Annotated in this window: 14 protein-coding genes and 1 riboswitch; of the genes, 6 read left to right on the top strand and 8 right to left on the bottom strand. The window is 48.7% G+C overall.

Going from position 1 to position 19,684, the window contains the following annotated elements; genetic code table 11:
• Window positions 1–42: 42 nt before the first annotated feature.
• The 3 genes from ACJJIL_RS14610 to ACJJIL_RS14600 all read right to left on the bottom strand — a co-directional run bounded on the left by ACJJIL_RS14610 (window position 43) and on the right by ACJJIL_RS14600 (window position 3,575).
• Window positions 43–258 (bottom strand): hypothetical protein, encoded by a 216-nt coding sequence (locus tag ACJJIL_RS14610; RefSeq protein ID WP_445360035.1) that lies wholly within the window; start codon window positions 256–258, stop codon window positions 43–45.
• Between the two features lie 58 nt (window positions 259–316).
• A riboswitch (SAM-I-IV-variant riboswitch) is annotated at window positions 317–443 on the bottom strand.
• Window positions 444–508: 65 nt separating this feature from the next.
• A complete protein-coding gene (locus ACJJIL_RS14605; protein WP_444896567.1) occupies window positions 509–1,942 on the bottom strand; it encodes an aldehyde dehydrogenase family protein in 1,434 nt (477 codons plus the stop codon).
• 28 nt (window positions 1,943–1,970) lie between these two features.
• Entirely contained in the window at window positions 1,971–3,575 is a 1,605-nt protein-coding gene (locus ACJJIL_RS14600; RefSeq protein WP_445360034.1) for a 5-guanidino-2-oxopentanoate decarboxylase, read from the bottom strand.
• A gap of 267 nt (window positions 3,576–3,842) precedes the next feature.
• Between ACJJIL_RS14600 and pdxH the strand changes: the two genes are divergently transcribed.
• The 4 genes from pdxH (at window position 3,843) to ACJJIL_RS14580 (ending at window position 8,689) form a co-directional block, all read left to right on the top strand.
• Entirely contained in the window at window positions 3,843–4,481 is a 639-nt protein-coding gene (pdxH, locus tag ACJJIL_RS14595; protein ID WP_445360033.1) for a pyridoxamine 5'-phosphate oxidase, read from the top strand.
• A gap of 236 nt (window positions 4,482–4,717) precedes the next feature.
• Window positions 4,718–6,409: an Hsp70 family protein gene (locus tag ACJJIL_RS14590; RefSeq protein WP_445360032.1), complete on the top strand. Its 1,692-nt coding sequence runs from the start codon at window positions 4,718–4,720 to the stop codon at window positions 6,407–6,409.
• On the top strand, window positions 6,409–7,740 hold the full coding sequence (locus ACJJIL_RS14585) for an RDD family protein (RefSeq protein WP_445360031.1): 1,332 nt from the start codon (window positions 6,409–6,411) through the stop codon (window positions 7,738–7,740). The genes ACJJIL_RS14590 and ACJJIL_RS14585 overlap by 1 nt, the downstream gene beginning before the upstream one ends.
• A 334-nt stretch (window positions 7,741–8,074) precedes the next feature.
• Window positions 8,075–8,689, top strand: coding sequence for a hypothetical protein (locus ACJJIL_RS14580; RefSeq protein WP_413665017.1), 615 nt, complete (start codon window positions 8,075–8,077; stop codon window positions 8,687–8,689).
• 286 nt (window positions 8,690–8,975) lie between these two features.
• Here the strand turns inward: ACJJIL_RS14580 and ACJJIL_RS14575 are convergent, their stop codons facing one another.
• From ACJJIL_RS14575 to ACJJIL_RS14555, 5 genes are all read right to left on the bottom strand, one after another.
• A complete protein-coding gene (locus ACJJIL_RS14575; RefSeq protein ID WP_445360030.1) occupies window positions 8,976–9,875 on the bottom strand; it encodes an alpha/beta hydrolase in 900 nt (299 codons plus the stop codon).
• 245 nt (window positions 9,876–10,120) lie between these two features.
• Window positions 10,121–11,053, bottom strand: a complete 933-nt coding sequence (locus tag ACJJIL_RS14570) for an ROK family protein (RefSeq protein WP_444912552.1) — start codon at window positions 11,051–11,053, stop codon at window positions 10,121–10,123.
• 198 nt (window positions 11,054–11,251) lie between these two features.
• Entirely contained in the window at window positions 11,252–13,756 is a 2,505-nt protein-coding gene (locus ACJJIL_RS14565) for a TonB-dependent receptor (RefSeq protein ID WP_445360029.1), read from the bottom strand.
• Window positions 13,757–14,109: 353 nt separating this feature from the next.
• Window positions 14,110–15,096 carry a glycoside hydrolase family protein gene (locus ACJJIL_RS14560; RefSeq protein WP_444957187.1) on the bottom strand — a complete coding sequence of 329 codons (987 nt, stop codon included), beginning with the start codon at window positions 15,094–15,096 and terminating at the stop codon, window positions 14,110–14,112.
• Window positions 15,097–15,210: 114 nt separating this feature from the next.
• Window positions 15,211–16,431 (bottom strand): ROK family transcriptional regulator, encoded by a 1,221-nt coding sequence (locus ACJJIL_RS14555; protein ID WP_444912554.1) that lies wholly within the window; start codon window positions 16,429–16,431, stop codon window positions 15,211–15,213.
• Window positions 16,432–16,677: 246 nt separating this feature from the next.
• On the opposite strand from ACJJIL_RS14555, the gene ACJJIL_RS14550 reads away from it, so the two are divergent.
• Entirely contained in the window at window positions 16,678–18,279 is a 1,602-nt protein-coding gene (locus ACJJIL_RS14550; RefSeq protein WP_444916007.1) for a sodium:solute symporter, read from the top strand.
• Between the two features lie 158 nt (window positions 18,280–18,437).
• Window positions 18,438–19,652 (top strand): hypothetical protein, encoded by a 1,215-nt coding sequence (locus ACJJIL_RS14545; RefSeq protein ID WP_444905879.1) that lies wholly within the window; start codon window positions 18,438–18,440, stop codon window positions 19,650–19,652.
• Window positions 19,653–19,684 lie beyond the last annotated feature (32 nt).

The following is a 19,684-nucleotide window of genomic DNA, read 5'->3' as shown; positions in this document are numbered from 1 at the left end:
CAGGGTAACGGGCGCGAGCTCGCGGCGCCTGTTGGTTCTACTTTATCCCGCCAGTTCGCAGGCCTCATGGGCCGAAATAGGGTGCTCACTGGCGCGGCAACTGGTGGCAAATTTTAATGCCTCTTCGGCAGTGTCGAACAGTAGTTGCCACAACAACTGACGATCACCTCTTCTCACCGCGCGTACTGCCGTGTGGCTTCTTTGGTTGGCAATTTGAATTTCGATAATGTCTTTACTGGAAAACGGTGATTCGGACATGGTCCCTCCAATGGTAAAACTATGGAGGACTGACGTGGAAGCGGCGAAGTGATGTTCGCTAATCCGGTTGGTTTGCTCTGGTAGAGCCCCATCCTCCCCGCAGGCCTTGTGTGCCGCAGAGAGAGAACCACCTTGCCCCGGTCGGCAGGTTGGCGTTGGCGTCAGCCACTCTCGTGATGTGCGAGCAAAGATAACGGGGAGGGGATTAGCAGTCAACAGTACCGCCCCCATTAGAGGGCGGTGCAGAAGTTTATGCGGGAAGCTGCACGGATTTCAGTTCGATAAACTCACCGAGACCGGCCTCACCAAACTCGCGTCCGTTGCCGGAGCGCTTGTAACCGCCGAAGGGGGCGTCGTAGTTAAATTCACCGCCGTTGACAAAGCACAGGCCCGCTTCAATGCGACGAACGATAGGCATGGCGCTTTCGGCGTCTTTAGCCCATACGCCACTGGACAGACCGTATTCGGTGTCATTGGCAATGGCGACAGCTTCATCCATATCTTTGTAGGGGATCAGGCAGGTCACCGGGCCAAATATTTCTTCCCGGGCAATGGCCATATCGTTGTGAACGTCGGCAAATACTGTGGGTTTCACATAGAAGCCTTTATCCAGCTCGGTGGGTAAATCGAGGCCGCCAGTCACAAGGCGGGCACCTTCTTCGATCCCTTTCTTGATGTAGCCGCGCACGATTTCCAGCTGGCGAGCGGAGGATAGGGGACCCATAAAGGCATTGGCATCAGTGCCCATGGCCACTTCTTCAGCCACCTGCTTGGCAACTTCCACCGCCTCTTCATAGTGCTCAGCGGGAACCAGCATACGAGTGAGTGCGGTACAGGTTTGGCCGCTGTTAATAAATACATCTTCGCAGCCCCAGCGAACCGCTGCTTTGAGATCCGCGTCCGGGGTGATAATCAGAGGCGATTTGCCACCCAGCTCCTGGGTTACCCTTTTAACTGTGGGCGCCGCAGCCTTGGCAACTTCAACACCTGCACGGGTGGAGCCGGTAAAGGACACCATATCGATTCCCGGGTGCGATGACAGCTCTGCGCCGACGACCGAGCCAGCACCGGGGATCAGGTTAAATACGCCCGCAGGAACACCGGCTGCTTGGATAATCTCCGCCATGACGAAATCCTGTAGCGGCGTGGTTTCCGAAGGCTTGGTAATCATGGTGCAGCCCGCTGCGAGAGCCGGGGCCACTTTGCCGACGAATTGGTGCAGAGGGTAATTCCAGGGGGTAATAAAGCCACACACGCCAATCGGCTCCCGGATTAATACCGAGTGGGCCGCCTTTTCGGTCTCTTCCATGATTGAAGTGCGACCGGCGTAGTAACGCATGGCGTAGATAGGGCCATCCACATGCAACCAACGGGTGATATGGGCGGGGCAACCCAGGGTTTGTGAGATCGCCTGGATCAAGTCTTCCTTGCGCTCTTCCATACCGTCAGCAATGGCATTTAGCAGTGCTGAGCGCTGATCTGCGCTGGTATGGCGCCACTTGCGAAAAGCGCTGCGGGCAGCGGCAACGGCAATATCCACATCCTCAGCAGAGCCTTCCACCACCTGGCAAATCATTTCTTCAGTGGCGGGGTTAATTACAGGATGGGAACTGGTGCCGAGGGGCTCGCGCCACTCACCATTGATAAACAGTTTGTCGGTATGCAGCTTGCTGAAATCTGTCATGTCACGCTTCCGTTTGCTTTGCGCCAGTTCAAGGGGCGGTGATTTCGATAATTGTTGGTGTTTTGCGTTGCAGGGCTTCTGCGACTGCCGTAGCTAATTGCTGTGGTTTGTCGATGCGACAACCTTCAGCGCCAAAAGATTTTGCCAGTGCGACAAAATCCGGAGTGCGAAGATTAACACCTTCTTGAGGTACTTCTGCGGCATCCATAAAGTCGCGAATCTCTCCATACCCGCTGTTATTCCAAACCAGTATTGGCAGGGGCAGTTGCTGCTCTACTGCAACGGCCAGCTCACCGAGAGTAAACATCAGGCCGCCATCGCCGATCAAGGCAACTACATCCCGCTCGCTGGATAACTTGGCCCCGATCGAGGCGGGCAGGGCAAAGCCCAGCGTGCCGTAACCGGTAGTGCAGGTAATATGGCTGCGAGGGTGGTACAGCGGCAAGGCGTGGTTAGTGTTATAGGCCAGTTGTGTGGAGTCGGTAACCAGAATTCCCTCATCGGGCAGCGCTTCGCGCAGAGCTTCAACCCAAGGGAAGCGCTCCTCAGAACCTTCCCACCACTCTTTGCGGCAGTTACCGATTAATTGTGAAACTTCCCCTTCTGCGCGCTGTTTTGAGCTCTCTTCGCACTGAACCAGGGCTTCGCTTAATTGCTGAAGGCTTTCTGCTGCATCCGCGCAGATGGCCAGGTCCGGCTGGGCGTTACAAACCAGTTGAGCCGGATCAATGTCGATGCGGATCAGTTTGCCGGAGAAAGCGTAATCCTCTTTCACCAGATTGCGATCGGTTTCCGAAAGCTCTGTGCCAACGGCCAAGACCACATCGGCAGCTTCTACTCGCTCACGCACGCAGTCGAAACTGAGATTGGCTCCGCCACACAGAGGATGCCTTTCATCGACAACGCCTTTGGCCGCCAGAGACAGGAAGACTGGAGCTGCAATTTTTTCTGATACCTGTGTTGCCGCTTCTCCAGCAGATTGCGCGCCACCGCCCAGGAGAATCACCGGGCGCTCGGCAGCTTGCAGCCACTGGGAAGCAGTCGCGATAGCTGTCGCGTTGGCTGCCGGTACCATGGCACTGGCAGCCGCGCGGTAATCGTCCAGATTGCCGGACATAGGCGCCGGGAATAAATCGATAGGGATTTCGATATGGACAGGGCCGGGGCGGCTGGACTGCAACAGCTGGAATGCCCGTGCCATCACTTCCGGTAATTGTTCTGCCTGAGTCAGGGTGTGCTGCCAGATACAAAAGCCTCGACTGGCATCGCTTTGGCGGGGTAGCTCATGCAGGCGCCCACGGCCCATGCCAAGGTCTTCCCGGCGATTGACGGCGGAAATAACCAGCATGGGAATTGAATCTGAGTAAGCTTGCGCCATCGCAGTGGCTGCGTTGGTCAGCCCCGGCCCAGTGATCAGGAAACAGACACCGGGCTTGCCGCTGGCGCGGGCATAACCGTCTGCCATAAAGGCGGCGCCCTGCTCATGCCTTGGCGTGATATGCATCAAGTCGCTACCGGGCAGGCCGCGATACAGTTCAATGGTATGTACGCCGGGAATCCCGAAAACTTTTTCTACCTGGTATTCGCGCAGCAGGCGCATCAGCACCTGGGCGCATGTGGGCGCAGAGGACATAAGCACCATTTTCCTTATTCGTGTAAAAATGCAGTGAGCCTAGCGGCCCACCAAAAGCCGTGCAAGCACCCGCAGAGTCTGCACCTTCACAGGCAATATCGCAGGAAAATTGAGATTCACCCGGCACTGCGGCAGGAAACTTTGTACGCTTGGGTTACTTTACCTGTCAGTAGATTTTGCGGAATTTGACGAGGTGGCTGCCGCACAATAGCCTTCCGGCACTTCGCTGAATAAACTTTGAGCTAGAACAACCGAGGAAGTATCACCATGGAAATCGATCAATGGCGTCGGGAATACCAAATGGGTGGTTTAAGGCGCTCTGAATTGAAGCCGACCCCCGTGGAGCAGTTTCGCAAGTGGCTTGCAGAAGCTGTTGAAGCAGAACTAGTTGATGCCAGCGCCATGTGTCTTGCCACCACTAACGCGGACGGGCACCCCTCGCAGCGGATTGTTTTGCTGAAAGGCTTCGATGAGAAGGGTTTCGTTTTCTATACCAATTTACAGAGTGACAAGGCCCGGGATATGGCCGTTAACCCTCAGGTGTCGCTGTTGTTTCCCTGGTGCCGTCTCGAGCGGCAGGTGATTGTTTATGGGAAGGTGGAACCTGTTTCCCGCGAGCAGGCAGAGGCCTATTTCCAGTCGCGCCCCCTGGACAGCCAATTGGCCGCGTGGGCTTCGCATCAGAGCCGGCCGCTTTCGTCCAGGGAGGAACTGGAGCAGCAGTTTGATAAAGAGAAGGCTCGCTTTGCCGGTAAAACAATTCCGTTGCCAGAATTTTGGGGCGGTTACTGTGTGGTGCCCAATGCTGTTGAGTTTTGGCAGGGGGGTGAAAATAGATTGCACGATCGTTTTATTTATCGCCGTGAAGAAAATGAAAACTGGAATATAGAACGTCGCGCCCCCTAATTATTATATTTATCTTTTCGTGGCCCAGCCCTTTGGGCCACAGCTAACCGCTTAATCACGCCTCACTTTGTGAGTACCTGTCCCCTGATATTGTTTTATAGCGGTGTCTTATCTGGCAATTTGTGGTCAAGGCCGCTTAGAATATTGCGCCATAAATATAGCTAAAACTATTGTCTTAAAAATTTTATAGATTCGATCGTTTTTGCAATTCGAATCCAAGGGTAGGTAGGGGAAATATGGCCATTATTGGTATCGACTTGGGAACCACTAATAGTGCTTGCGGGGTACTGACTGATGACGGGGTAAAACTAATTCCCAATCGTTTGGGTGAAATTTTGACCCCGTCAGTTGTGGGGCTTGATGATTCTGGCATATTGCTAGTCGGCAAAACGGCTAAAGAACGTCTTATTAATCACAGTAGTACCACTGTGGCTGCGTTTAAGCGTTTAATGGGCACTGACCACAAAGTTTCCCTGGGGAAACAGAAATTTAGTGCAACAGAACTCTCCTCATTAATTTTACGTGCGCTCAAAGAAGATGCAGAAACTTTTCTTGGTGAAGAGGTAACCGAGGCGGTAATCAGTGTCCCGGCTTATTTTAATGATAATCAGCGCCATGCCACCAAGTTGGCAGGAGAGCTTGCGGGATTAAAAGTAGAGCGCCTTATTAACGAGCCAACTTCGGCTGCCATTGCTTACGGTTTACACGATAAGCGCGAAGGAAACTTCCTTATTTTAGATCTTGGGGGTGGCACCTTTGATGTTTCCATCCTGGAGTTTTTCGATGGCATTATGGAAGTCCATGCCAGTGCCGGAGATAACTTCCTCGGTGGAGAGGATTTCGTTGAGGCAATGATCGATGATGTCCTGGCTGAGTTTGATATTAAGAAAGAAGCCTTAAGCCCTCGCGATTTGCAAAACTTATATATGCAAATGGAAAGCGCCAAACGTCGAGTTAGCCAGCAGCCTGAGCAAAAACTTGAATTACAACTTGATGGGCGCTCCCTGCAGTTCCAGGTGACCCCAGAGTGGTTTGAAAAACTCAGCACCCCCCTGTTGTTAAGAGCGAAACGGCCAATTGAGCGGGCAATGCGCGATGCAGATTTGCCCCCACAGAAAATTGATGAAGTGGTATTGGTTGGCGGTTCTACGCGCATGGCCCAGTTTCGTTCAATGGTTGGTCGAATGTTTGGCCGTCTGCCATCTTGTCATTTGGACCCGGACACTGTCGTTGCGATGGGGGCGGCTATTCAGGCTGGCTTAAAAGAAAAGAACTCAGCACTGGATGATATTGTCCTGACTGATGTATGTCCTTATACCCTGGGAACTGGTGTTATTAATGAAGATAATCCGCAGCTCGGTGCCTACTTTATGCCTATTATCGAGCGCAACACGGTTGTGCCAGTCAGTGTTGTAAGGCGAGTGTGGACTGCTCGGGATGATCAAACCCAACTTTGTGTAGACGTATACCAAGGAGAGAATCGCCTGGTATCTAAAAATGTGTACCTGGGTGAGATGACAGTTCCTGTGCCGAAAAAGCCTAAAGGGGAAGAAGCGGCAGATATTCGCTACACCTACGATATGAATGGGCTTTTGGAAGTGGATGTGACCGTGGTCTCCACGGGTAAAACCTTCAACAAGTTAATCGAGTTTACGCCGGGAGCTCTCACCGATGTACAAAAGGCTGAAGCCCTGCAAAAACTGGCAAAACTGAAATTCCACCCCCGTGAAGATGAAAAAAACCAGGCAATCATTGCTCGTGGTGAGCGCTTGTATGAATCCAGTCTTGGCGAGCAGCGTGAGTATATTGCCAAATTACTGTCATCCTTTGATAGCGTCCTAGAAAGGCAAAACCCTACAGAAATTATTAAGGCTCGAACTGAGGTTAGTGAAATTCTGGATCGCTTGGATGGTGAGGACTGGATTTGATGAATCCCTGGGCCATTCTTGAAATTAACCCCATCACTGATGCTCGGGCGATTAAGCGCGCTTATGCAAAAAAACTAAAGCAAACCCGCCCAGATGAAAAGCCGGAAGAATTCCAGGCACTTCATGCGGCTTATAAGCAAGCATTGAAACTGGCTGAGCAATTGCAAGAGGAGACTGCCGGGCATGCGGAAGCCTCCTTGGAAACTCCTTCACTAGGGCAGGCAGGAAGTACAAGCCATGAGAAGGTTAACAGTGAAAGGGTAGCTGTATTAGAAGGGGCGCAGGAAACAGAAGTGCGGCCTTCCACTGATGAAGTGTTAACTCCGCTCGCAGCTGAAGAACACCCAGCGAAGCAAGAGGGCGTTTCTGACCCCTTGGAACAGAGCGAAGGTGTATCCCCTGATACGCAGCCAAGTGAATCTCGGGAAGCGCAAGACCCGGATAGAGATTTGCGTATCGAAGAATTTCGGCGGGTGCTTAAGCAAGTTGATGAGATGCTCAATAATCACTTGGAAATGAGCCTGGAGAGGAGTTGGGACTTTCTCACCAAGAGTCCCTATATGCTGGATGAGGAGTATAATTGGAATTTAGGTCTTTCTGTATTTGAGCGCTTTGCCCAATTTAATCAAAATGCAGTAGAGGGGGGGAAATCCGCAAAGTTTCGCCCACAAGTAACGCCGAACATCCTGCAGTACTGTGATCAGTTGTTCGATTGGCGAGGGAATTCGTCTTATCTTTACCAAGCGCTCGACGAGAAGTTGTGCAATAGCATATTTAATAGTTTGGAAATCCATGAGTCCCGTATTGATCCTTTGCAAGGGCTTCGTGGTGGAGGCAAGGTAGAGGCACAAAGTGAGACTGAATTTGAAGAGCACTATGAAAAGTACTTTTTTGGTGATGTTGTGCCTAGAGGCGTTGCATTCTTTTTAGACTTGGTTATGACTTATATGGCCATAGGCTCTCTTGCAACTGCGGCAATGATGAAGCTCTTTGGGTTGCCGGAAGCTGTAGCAGCCGCAAAAGTCATACCTTTTTGTTTTGGAGCCTACCTGTTATTTGCTTGGTTGTTTGAGTGTTCCAAACTTCAGGCAACACCTGGCAAGTATATAATGGGCTATCGAGTAACCAGTCAAAAATTTGGGCGGATTGGATACTTGCGAGGGCTTTGGAGAACTGTGAGCTTTGCTTTCACTAGTGCATTTGGGCTTTTTGCATGGATTATCAACTTCTTCCTGGTTAACAAATTATTGCATGATCGGTTAAGTCGCACTTATGTTATTAATATGCGTAAGACTCATGAAGAGCATTTGCGCCGTTTGGGTAACATCTAACTCTGGGGTGGGGTTTTCCCCACTTCCATTCTATTAGGGTTTATATTCTTCTAAGAGTTATAAAGTCTTGTTTTCAGCTGATAGTAACACTTCCTGAAAACTGGTGAATAAAGCGTTATTGCCCCTTTGATAATGTTGAAAGGATTGTTGAGGTGAAATAAGTGGCGTCATTCTTACTGGAGATCAGAAAGTGTTGTATAGTGCGCAATTGAGGAGTGCTTCTGGTGTAGCTTCTGATTTGTCGCGCTAACGCTGATGAAACATTCCTGGGAGGGGATGATAACCCTGCATGAGTTTATGAAGTAAGACTGTTAGATTTTCCGTTTGACTAAATATGACATTTAAAACAGAAGTACTTAAGGCTGCTAAAGTATTGGAGGCCGATTACCCAGGTTGGAAATTTTTAGCTAGGAGATATAAGTCTCGACCAGCTAAATTTTGTGACTTTCTTATCGTACCTTTCTGGACTTTTTCTAGTCCTCCGGCGTCAGTTTTAATACAGCCAAAAGCTGGCATTTATCTTCGGGAGGTAGAGGATATAGTATCTGAATTAACTGGATTACCTCGGGGTAAGGTGCCAACATTTACTTATCCTATTGATTCTTCATTTATTGATGAATCCTGCTCAAAGAAGAATTATTACCCTAGAGTATATGTTAAGGATTTTGGCTCGCAAGAAGAAGCGGTAGAGGAGGTGATGAGGGGGCTTGATAACATTATTGAGACTGGGCAGGAGTACCTTAACAAACAATTTGCTTTAAGCTCTAAGGAATCTCTATATCAAAGTATACCGGAGATGACTCGTGGCCATCGATGCATTTGCTATTGTGTTGTCCGTGGCTTGCTAGGTGACACCGACTATATAGAAAGGGTGCTTCGTAAAGAGATTGATCCTAAAGGTTATCAAGATCTTGAAATTGTTGGTAAGGTATTAGATTATTTTTCCTGACTTTGATAAAAGTAAGGTATGCCTTCAATTTGTCTAGCCCTTGATTTATAGTGGCACACTGAATCCAATTGCCAGTCCGGTCAGTTCCGTCAAATTAATGTTAAGCTTATTATCATTATCGGATGTGACCTCTGCGTATGTTAAGGTGGGTAATATGCAGGTGAATACTATTTATAGTTTTTTCATCTTTTATTTTGAGCGCGATCGAGAACTGCGAAGGGAGGGGAACATGCCAGAAAAACTTTACTTTTAAAGTGGTTGCTATTTCTGAATTTAATAAAAAGTTCTAGAAAGAATATTTTCTAGGTAGTACCCTAGCCTTAAAGACCTTTTCTATCCCTCGATCATAACCTGGATTAACAACACTACCGTGATTCTCGTTATCAAATACACGTTTTCTTAGGGTAAGGCTATTGTAGTTACGGGACTTAAGTCTTTTTACTAGTTGAGAGAAGTCTTTTACTGCGCAAACTGAGTCGATTTCACTGCAAGTCTCCTCACCACCAATAAATAAATACACACTTTTTCCTAAATCGGCATTGCGTTCTGCATAGGCCAATTCACTATCTAAAATTTGCTTATCGGCCCACCAAATACTGGGGCTTCCAATGATATATCGGTCAAAGCTATTGGTGTGGTTAAAAAGAGCATGGAGAGCCAGAAGCCCACCCAGGGAATGGCCCACTAGGGTTTCGTCTTCTTCGTTACCTTTAAAATTATTATTGATAAAGGGTTTGAGTTCCTCTTCGATAAACTCAAGAAAGTGATCGGCGCCTCCACCTAGTTCAGCACCTTTGATCACACCAGGTACGGGGGTGAAATCCATTACTCGCTGGGCGAAATTCGGGCTGTCAAAAGCGTGGGAGATACCTACCAGAATTACAGGGGGCATTTTGACATTGCCAAACTCATCGGGAACCTGTTCCTGAAGAAGGTTAGGGGCTGTCATAGGGAAATGCAGAAAGCCATCGGTCATATAAATGACTGGATAGCGATCGGTGTTTTCCGGCGTGTACGAGAGAGGTAGCATTATGTCAATAAGGTACTCACGCTCTAGTAAATCAGAGTAAAAGTTGTAGGACAGTATCCCCGGGCGGGTGAAAGTTGTGGGTTCGGCACTGCCGGCCACTGCCAGCTGGCAACAGGCACTAAGAATACCTATCACTAATAATCTAATTATTTTCATTGCTATCCCTGAGGGGCGCTGAAACTTACCTGTTATCGCCCTGCTTACTAGAGGTATCTATATGGAAGCCTAACAGATAGATAAAGGGAATCGCTAGCTGGGGAGGGGGTTACTGCCGCAGGAATCACTCTGCATAGCAAGTTTTTGCCCAAGAATTGGTCGTGATCACAGAAATAGGGATATTGCGCGTGGGAACCACGTCCACTGAAAAGAGGATGGCAGGAAGGGGATTTCCCCTCCCTGGTTCAGGCAATGACGTTTTTAGTGTTATATAGGTGCTGGGCCATCCGTAGGGAGCCGACTTCACCGGATCTTCCCACTAGTTTTGGTGCAACGATATACCGTTCAATATTACTTTCTGAGACTTGGGGAAAGTAACCACCGGCTAAGGCTAGGAATTTTTGTCTTACACGGTTGAATAGGTGCGCCTGTATCATCACTCCACCCCCCAGTATGATCCGCTGTGGTGAATAGCAGCTGGTAAGGTTGACACACATAGTGGCCAGATACTCCGCCTCCAGGTCCCAGGCCGGGTGGTGTTGTTCCAGGTGTTGGCCACGCAGTCCCCAACGCTCCTCTATCGCAGGACCTGAGGCCAGTCCTTCAAGGCAGTTGTTATGAAATGGGCAGTTGCCTTTAAAAGAATCCTTTTGGCTGTCTCTAGGCATCAACATATGCCCAATTTCTGGGTGCATAGATCCATTGATCAGCTGCCCGTCGATCATAATGCCGGCGCCGATACCGGTACCGATGGTTACGTAGACAAAATTCTTTACATCTGTAGCGGCGCCGCAGAGGTGCTCTCCAAGGGCGGCGCCATTAACATCTGTATCGAAAGCAACTGGTACCGACAGGGCTTGGCTGAAGTAGCCAGCCATATTGGTATTGGACCAGCCAGCTTTAGGTGTTTGGGTGATATAGCCATAGTAGGCGGATTCTGGGTCCAGGTTTACCGGGCCAAAGCTGGCTATGCCCAGCGCAGAAACAGTGCCGTGGCGCTGACTGCTTTCGTGAAAAAACTGAGCGACCTTGGATAGCGTATGTTCTGGATCGGTGGTTGGGAAGCTGGCTCGCTCACGGATGTCATTAATCCCAGCAGCTACCACACAGTTAAATTTGGTACCACCGGCTTCAATTCCGCCGAGCAAGGTATCTACCGCATTGCCTTGCATTTCCATCCTAATCCGCTCCCCGGGTTACATAAGTTATTCGTATTATCAGTTGATGGTTTCCGAAATTACACTACTGATAGTTTATAGCTGGTTATATTGTTTCTGAAAGAAAAAAACCGAGCGCCGGTGGGGGCCAGACGCTCGGGGTTTGCAAAGCTATGGGCAGAACTGCAAACCACTTACTAGAGTAGGGAAGAACAACGATCAAAAAGCGTAATTGAAACTGACGCTGGTGGAGCGGCCACTGATAGCCCGTCCGCGTACTATGTCTCCAACTTCTGCGTAAGACTCTTCAACTTCGGTAACAACAAATTCATCGGTGAGGTTGTTTACATTAAAGGAAACGGTAAGGTCTTCTGTCAGGTAATAAGAACCAAACAGATTGACCAGGACATAACCTTCCTGTTTCAACTGGTTGGAGTCAGAAACAAAATATTCTGTAGACCCTTGGAGGCTTGCACCAAATGTAAAGTCATCGCCAAAGTTATATTGCGGTGTAATCGTGTAAATGAAATCAGCTTGACGGCGCGGCGTATTACCTACGACAGAACTGTCGTTGGCATCTTTTGAAATTTCGGCGTCGGTCCAGGTGAGGTTTCCATTTACGGAAAAGTCTCCATAACTGTAGGCTGCTTCCAGCTCGATTCCTTGGGCTTCATACTCGCGTACAAACGTTAAGCCGCTAGTGATTTCTGCATTGGTCTCTTCAGTGACCGTATTGAAGTAAGTTGCAAAGAAATCCAGATCGCCGGTTGAGAGTTTGTATCCAATTTCCAGCTGGTCCACAGAGTCGAAGCCATCGGTGGTGTCAGTTAGGCTTCCGTCACTGTTGAGGGCGCCGCTAATTTGTAGAAGCCGATCGGCAATTGCTCGACCGCCCTCGCTGTAGCGGGCAAAAATAGCCATGTTGTCGTTGAGAATATAATTTCCACCGAGAGAGAAAGAGGTGTTGTCTGCATCGTAGTCAACGAGCTGGGTGGATCCATTGGCCATTGTGATAACGCCGCCGGTGAATCCAAAGGCATCGGAAGCGCTAGCACTCTCCACATCGCTGATAATACCATCGCCATTCAGATCGTAGTCTGTATCACCACCGCAGCAGCTGGAAACCAGGGAGCCTTTGGCATTGACCATATCGTGGCGGGCACTGACATCGAAGGTAAAGTCGCCGATGTCGATCGCCACATTCATATAGGGTGCATAAGTTTCATATTCCAGGTCCCAGGCCCAGGAAAGAAAGCTTGCAGACCAGACCCCATCATCTACCAGTACATCTCCGTTGGCATTGGCAGTTATGGTGAGGTTTTCAGAATTGCTGCCGTCAACAGTTTGAACTAGGGCATTCCAACTATTCCAGCTGGTTTTGATATTTTGGTTGGAGTAATAGAACCCACCGGAAACAACAATATTATCGCCAATTAATTTATCGACTTTAAAGTCGTTAACTATCAGACCCAAATCGTGTATTTCTGTATCAAAGAGCAGGTCGACATAGGCGAGGCCTTCGGCCTCTTCACCATTGGCATAAGCCACCGTTGTGCCGGCGCTACAGTCTATGGCCTCTCCGCTACTGCCTACGGCATTTGCACAAATGGTATCAGCCATATCCTGTGTGGATTGTGGTCCGTAATCGCCGAAAGTATCGGTAAAGGGGGAAATAAAGCTGCCGCTAACATCAGAAATTCTGAATTTGTCGGTAACAGTCCAGCCATCATTAAATTCGAATTTGGTTTCAAAGCCATAGGCTTCCACCAGAGATTCGATACCGTCGGATAAGTCGCGGGTTACCGGATTGCCGTAGGCATCAAAAGTGGAAATGTATCGATAATTATCGGAATGCAGGGTTTGGCTGCTGGCATCGAAGTTGGCAACCGTGCCGAATTCACCATCGCCCTTATAGGTTACAGGGCCAGGAAGATAAGTTGTTACCCGGTCATCGAGATGTTTGTAATAGAGGCGGACATAACCGTTATCAAACTCTTTGGTGAGGTTGGCCTTGAGTTGGCCGCCGGAATCCCCATCAAAGCCGGTCTCGCGGATGCCTTCTCCCTCTCTTAAAAATCCGCCGACATAGAATCGCAAAGTGTCATTCAAGTGGTGGCCATAGCCAAAGTCCAGGCGGGATTCATCGTAGTCCGTACCAAACGAAAGTCCTACATTACCACCTTCTTCTTCGCCGGTATTGCTGATCATATTGATCACACCGCCAGGTGAATTACTGGCAAAGGTGGAGGCAGAGCCGCCGCGTACGCTTTCTATACGTGCGAGAGAGGAGTCGGTGCGAACAAAGTTGTCAGTGTTACCGAAATTAATATCGCCGTATTCTAATACAGGCAATCCGTCTTCCTGGATTTGCATATATTTGGAGCCGCCAGTTGCCAGGGGAATACCTCTAACGGTGATATTTGCATTGCCGCCCCCACCGGAGGATTCCGCCCGAATACCGGGTAAGCTGCGGAACAGCTCTGCGGTAGAGCGCGGGGCGTACTTCGCCATTTCCTCAGTGTCCAGTGCACTAACGGATACGCTGGATTCCATCTTGGTAGCCGGTCGGGCGGTTGCGGTAACCATCACCTCTTCAATTTCCGGCATTTCCTCAGCTGTTGCCGGTACCGCTACGCTGGAGGCCATGGCAACTGCCAGGGCTATGGAGTGTGGTTTAAAGTGTTTCTGTGTCTCTGAACCTGCTTGGAAGCCCTCTGCAATCACGGTGCTCTCCTCAATCATCTCTTATGGTTATTAGATTTTTCACGGCCCGTTCTCTGCGGACTCGAGACTCTCTTCCTGTTACCGCATGGGTGGGACCTCTCCCCGCGAACACATTTATTAAATCACTGTGATTTAATAAAGGCAATACGAAAATTTGCGGAATTTACGCATTGGAATTAGCAAATAAATAAGTAGACCAAAGAGAAGTAGTGATTTTTGCGGTATCTATCTTTGCTTTTGGTGACAGCGCTGCTTGTCTTTCTAAGTAACACTGGTTGCGAGAGAAGGGGATACGGGGCAGTAGATGCTTCCGGTGAGCATCTACCTAAGGATTTTTTTGCGATTCCTGCCTACTAGTCTTTGGCCAATTCCAGTTGTCCATCGTCCATAAACTCGATGCGCTTGGGGTCGCAGATACCGCCGATAAAGTTGCCCTCGGCATCGTCCCGATTAAAAGCCAGCAGATACCAATGTTGGTCCGGCCCCTGAATGACCCGGCCAGAATAGAGTGATCCCTGCTGGTCTGCGCCGATAAAGCCATCTCCAAGTACTTCGTATGGGCCATTCAAATCATCGGCGACAAAATATTTTGTGCCAGTCAGTGGTGTACCCTGCATGGATTGTCGATGGGCAGCGCTGTGGAACTTTGTCGATACTGAGCAGAATAAGTAGTAGCGGCCATGGATATATTCAATTTGCGGTACTTCCATTTCACCATACCAGCCGGGAGCCAGTACCGGTTGTCCTACTTTCCAGTGAATTAAGTCTGTTGAACTGGCATAGCCAACTGCGCCACGCCCATCTGGGCTGCCCTGGTTACAGCGCGCAGTGAGATACATATGGTAGAGATTCTGCGAGGGGTCCTTAACGATCCATGGGTCACGCCAGGATGCATCGTGCCAATATTCAAGGTTCAGGCCATCGTAGAAATTGGGATCTAATTCCACCAGGGGGTTGTTGGGGTGTTTTTCCCAGTGTAATAAGTCCTTGGAAGTTGCCAGGCAGACCCGCTGAATCAGGCCTTTCTCCGAATATTTAGTACCGGTATAAAACATATACCAGGTATCGCCTTCTCTGTGTACACAGCCGGTCCAGGTAGTGTAAGAGTCTGCAGCTTCCTCGTTGGCGGTTGCAGTTCGAGGTGAGGGTTTCAGTGCATCCTGGAGCGTAGTCCAATGAATAAGGTCCGTAGAAACGGCATGACCGACAGATACATTCCAATGGCGCAGCTCAGGATCGCCCAGTGATTTATCGGCTTGAAGGTAAAATACATGGTACTGGTCGCCGTCCTGCGCGAACCAAAAATCCCATACCCATTTATTATCGAGATTAAATGCCATGATATTTACCTCATTAGTGCTGATTGGAAATTTGCCGGTGAGTTATTGCTTTGATTATTCTTAAGGAGCCCAGAGTTATTTTTATGCTTTTCTGGGGTTCCAATTAAGGCGCAATCAGGTAGATATTCTTCCAGGTATGCCGCCCTTTAATAGAACTGTTTTATCCGGTGCAAAAATTGAGTAAAAAGGCAAAATCGCACCGCCTGTGGCGATGGCATCGACTCCAATTTTTCCACTGACAATTTTGGGCGCAAATACGCCTGAAGGCGCCACCTGCTTTATCCTGCGAGAAATCATTTCGACCAGTTCGTCTAATAAAAAGCGGGGTAAATGCGCATCGACAATAATAGCCTCCAGGTCCAGTACGCTGTTTGCCGATAGAAATGCATAAACCAGCGCATCTGCACAGTCGTCCAGCCACTCCTGGATCTGAGGGCGGGCCTGGTCCATTACCGTTTCAAGTTCGGAAGTGCTGGTAATTTCGATGCCGCACTCTCGTAAATGTCTGCGCAGCCCAAATAGTGAAGCGCGATTGAGGAGTAGCTCAAATGCCCCTTGATTTTCAGGGGTACTGCTAAGTTTTGAGGGGGGCACTGGCAGGGAAACCAGGTTGCCCGCATTGCCATGGACGCCGGTTTCCAGGCTGCCATTTAATACCAGGCCTCCACCGATAAAGGTCCCGATATAAACGTAGAGAAAATTGGATATGTCTTGGCCATTGCCAAACTGCAATTCGGCAACAGCAGCAGCTGAACAGTCGTTCTCGAAGAAGACCGGCAGATGTGTGCGCTGAGCAACTTCTTCAGCAAAATTAATTTCTTTCCACTGGGCCGCTAGTTCCTCGCTCATATTGAGCTCTTCAGTCCAGGCGCCGATAAACCAGGGCATAGCGATACCAACGCCCACTAGTTTCCCTCTGTCTTTAGCGGGTAGGGTATCAGTAAGTGCCTGGAGGCCCGATTCAATTTTTGCCAATAAAAATTCGGGCTCCGGGAATTCAAACTCGTGGCAAATCTTCTTTAGTACTGTGCCACCAAAATCCATTAGTAGCAGCTCGATATTGCGCCGTCCCACCTTGATACCGACAGAGTAAGCACCAGTAGGGTTAATAACGTACATAATCGAGGGTTGGCCTTTGCCGCCCAGTCGGCGCCCCTCTCGCATTACCAGCCCTGCGCTTTCCAAATCATCGACAATCCGGGTAACCGCCTGAGCGGTGAGGTCAGTTTGGCGCGCTAGGTCGGACTTGGAGGCTGCGCCAGTCTTCCGCAGGGTCGTAAGCACCACTCGCTCGTTATAACGGCGTAAACCACTGGAATTGCTACCTTTACCCATCCGTGCCCCCTGAGATGAAACGTGATCTGATCCGGCCACTGATTGTCCGGTTCTATTGTTAAAAGTGTAACTTTAAAGCCTTTGCTTAGTCTATTGACTTCGTTGGTACTAAGATCCGAGTTTATATAACCTGTTGATTAATAAAGCTTTTTTTGTTTATTGAAGCTTAGCTTTACTTAATTAAATCACTGTGATTTAATTTTTGGCCAAGTTCAAGCAAATCATTCTAAAAATACGCTGCTAGCAGTGAACGAGGAAGTTATGCCGGTCGATTTTGGTCTTCACCCAGTCGATGCGACCATTCTGGTCGTCTATTTTGTTTTCACCATCGCCCTTGGGCTCTTCCTAAGTCGCCGCCACGATACTGCAGAGGACTACTTCCTGGCTGGGAGGAAAATGGTATGGCCCTTGATTGGCTTATCCCTGTTCGCTTCCAATATATCGAGTACCACTTTGATCGGCTTGGCCGGAGATGCTTACAGCACTGGCATAGCGGTCTTCAACTATGAGTGGATGGCGGCGGTTATCCTGGTTTTCTTTGCCGTTTTCTATCTGCCCACAATTCTTCGCTCGCGCATTTACACGATGCCGGAAATGCTTGAGCGTCGCTTTAACAGCACCGCGCGCACTTATTTTTCGGGATTGACTATTTTCCTGAATATTGTGGTTGATACTGCAGGTAGCCTCTATGCAGGGGCCCTGGTAATGAAGTTGATATTTCCTGAATTACCAATTTGGACCACGATTTCAATTTTGGCGGTGATCGCGGGTATCTACACCATCTGTGGAGGTTTGGCGGCCGTTATTTATACCGACACCATTCAGGCGCTACTGCTGATATTTGGTTCAATCCTGATCAGTATTTTTGCCCTGGGTCGCGCAGGAGGTTGGGAAAATGTTGTATCCCAGGTCTCGGCGGAACAATTGAGTCTGATACGGCCCATAGGTGATTCGAGTGTGCCCTGGTTGGGGCTAATTACGGGAGTCACCCTGCTGGGATTTTATTTCTGGTGTACTAACCAATTTATGGTGCAAAGGGTACTCAGTGCGAAAGATGTCAATCACGGCCGCTGGGGAGCCTTATTTGCCGGTCTGCTCAAACTTCCCGTGCTGTTTATCATGGTTCTGCCTGGCACTATGGCGATTGTTATTTTCCCGGAACTAGAGCGCGCAGATATGGTTTATCCCACTCTGCTATTTGAGCTGTTGCCTGTCGGTATCCTGGGGCTAGTGTTGGCCGGTTTTGTTGCTGCACTAATGTCGCAAATTGATTCCACGCTTAATTCAGCTTCCACGCTGGTGACCATGGACTTTGTGCGGAAGTTTTTTCCAGGCCTAAACCAGCACCAGTTAATGCGTGTAGGTCAGCTGGTCACCTTTATCTTTATGATACTTGCCGTACTTTGGGCACCACAAATTGAGAGTTTTGGTTCCTTATTCCAGTATCTGCAGAAGGTGCTTTCCTATGCAGTTCCCCCTGTACTGGCACTTTTCCTGATCGGATTCTTTTGGCGTGGTGCTAACTCCAGGGGAGCTATGGCTACTTTGCTGTTAGGTACCTTGGGCGGTGCTGGCCTCTTTTTTGTCAATGAAGTCTTCGACTGGACAAGCTTACATTTCCTCTATATTGCTCCAATTTTATTTGTCTTCTGTTCACTGGTATTGGTGATTGCCAGCCTGCTTTATCCTACTGAGATTAGCGAAGAAGCCAAGTCTTTCACTTGGTCTAAAAGCGATTTTGACACTGAGACCGTATCCCTAAAAGCACAGCCATTATGGCAGAACTATCGAGTTCTATCTGTGCTACTGCTTGTGGTTACTGCGTTGGTGGTGGGTTCGTTCTGGTAGCGCGAAGTCAGATTACTTCTATTTTTCACCCCACAGGATGGAAAACTTAAACAATAAAGGCAATACAGGAGGGTTGGACACGGACGAAGTTGACAAAAGGTTGTACTCAGATAGTTGTATCCGTTTAAAAGAATAATCTTATAAAGAAGGTGTTGACTATGAAGTATTTCGTCACAGCGATGTTAGGTTTATTGGCTTCTGTGCAGATTAGTGCAACAGAAAATATTTTGGATCAGTACTTTAATACATCAGATAATGGTGGGACCCTAAGGTACGATACAATATTTCAGTATGGTAAGAGTGGGAATGGTAGCGATTTCGATATGTGTGATAGCTATGTTACCACCCGAATCCCTGGAGACAAGATCACCGCTATAACCAGTTTTAGCGGTGATGAGAGAATCAAAGGGTTAAAACTCGAATACTTATATGCAGGAGATGAGGAGGTTGGCAAAACCACAATCTCCGGGTATCGAAAGTTGCTTGGTGCTACCGAATATATTCAGGGTTGGCGCTTCTATAAAAAGCGCGATGGCAATATTTCCAGGATTCGAGTCTACTTGAAAGACATGGCTGATAACTCAACCCGTGATATTACCTTTGGAGGTAATAATGGCTGGTATAAGTGGGAGGAATACCATCTAAGTATTGGAACCCGGTCAGTAGTTGGATTTGCTGGTACTGCGAGTGATAGTAAAGTTTGGAGTATTTACCCTTGCGTTGCGGATCGTTTGGAATTGGTGGAATCTGGCGTAGAGATTCACTGGGATCAGATTGTGGAAACCCCCAACAATACCAGGACATTCTTTGGTGAGAGATTACTTGAAAACTCTGGCAGTATTGCCCAAAACGACAGTACAGAAGTCTGGTATACCGACGGGAAGAGTGAAACAGATACCTGGACTAACACTATGGGTATTTCGGTTACTGCTGGAGTTAGCTTGACCGAGGGTTACAAGGTCGGTGTTCCCGGCGCTGTTGAAAATAGTGGCTCCATTACATTCAGTTTTTCTGAGACTTTTAGTGTTTCAACGACCGTTGGGGAAACATCGACCAAAAGCAACCAGGAAACTGTTAAAGATGCCATGCCATCTAATGTACCCGCCTATGGATTGATGATGGCGCGGATGATGGTGGAAAATAGCGAGGTTGAAGTTCCCTATACCACAACGGTCATGAATCCCCATAATGGTGATGAGTTCGAGTTGTCAGGAGTTATCAAAGGTTCCAGCTATTCCAATGCGCGGAAACGCTGGGATGAAGTGGGGCGGGCCTATCCGACTCGTTATGAGATATACCAGAGTTATGCTTGGGTGATCGAGTACTATGGGTTGGAAAATGCAAGTTTGATAGATGATCCGGATGTTTTCTAGATTGATATTGATAAGAATTGACTGGCCCAAAT

The organism is Microbulbifer maximicatervae (SeqCode), from assembly GCF_052468095.1.
The sequence above is the reverse complement of the archived record's forward strand: the minus strand, read 5'-3'. Positions and strand labels throughout refer to the sequence as shown.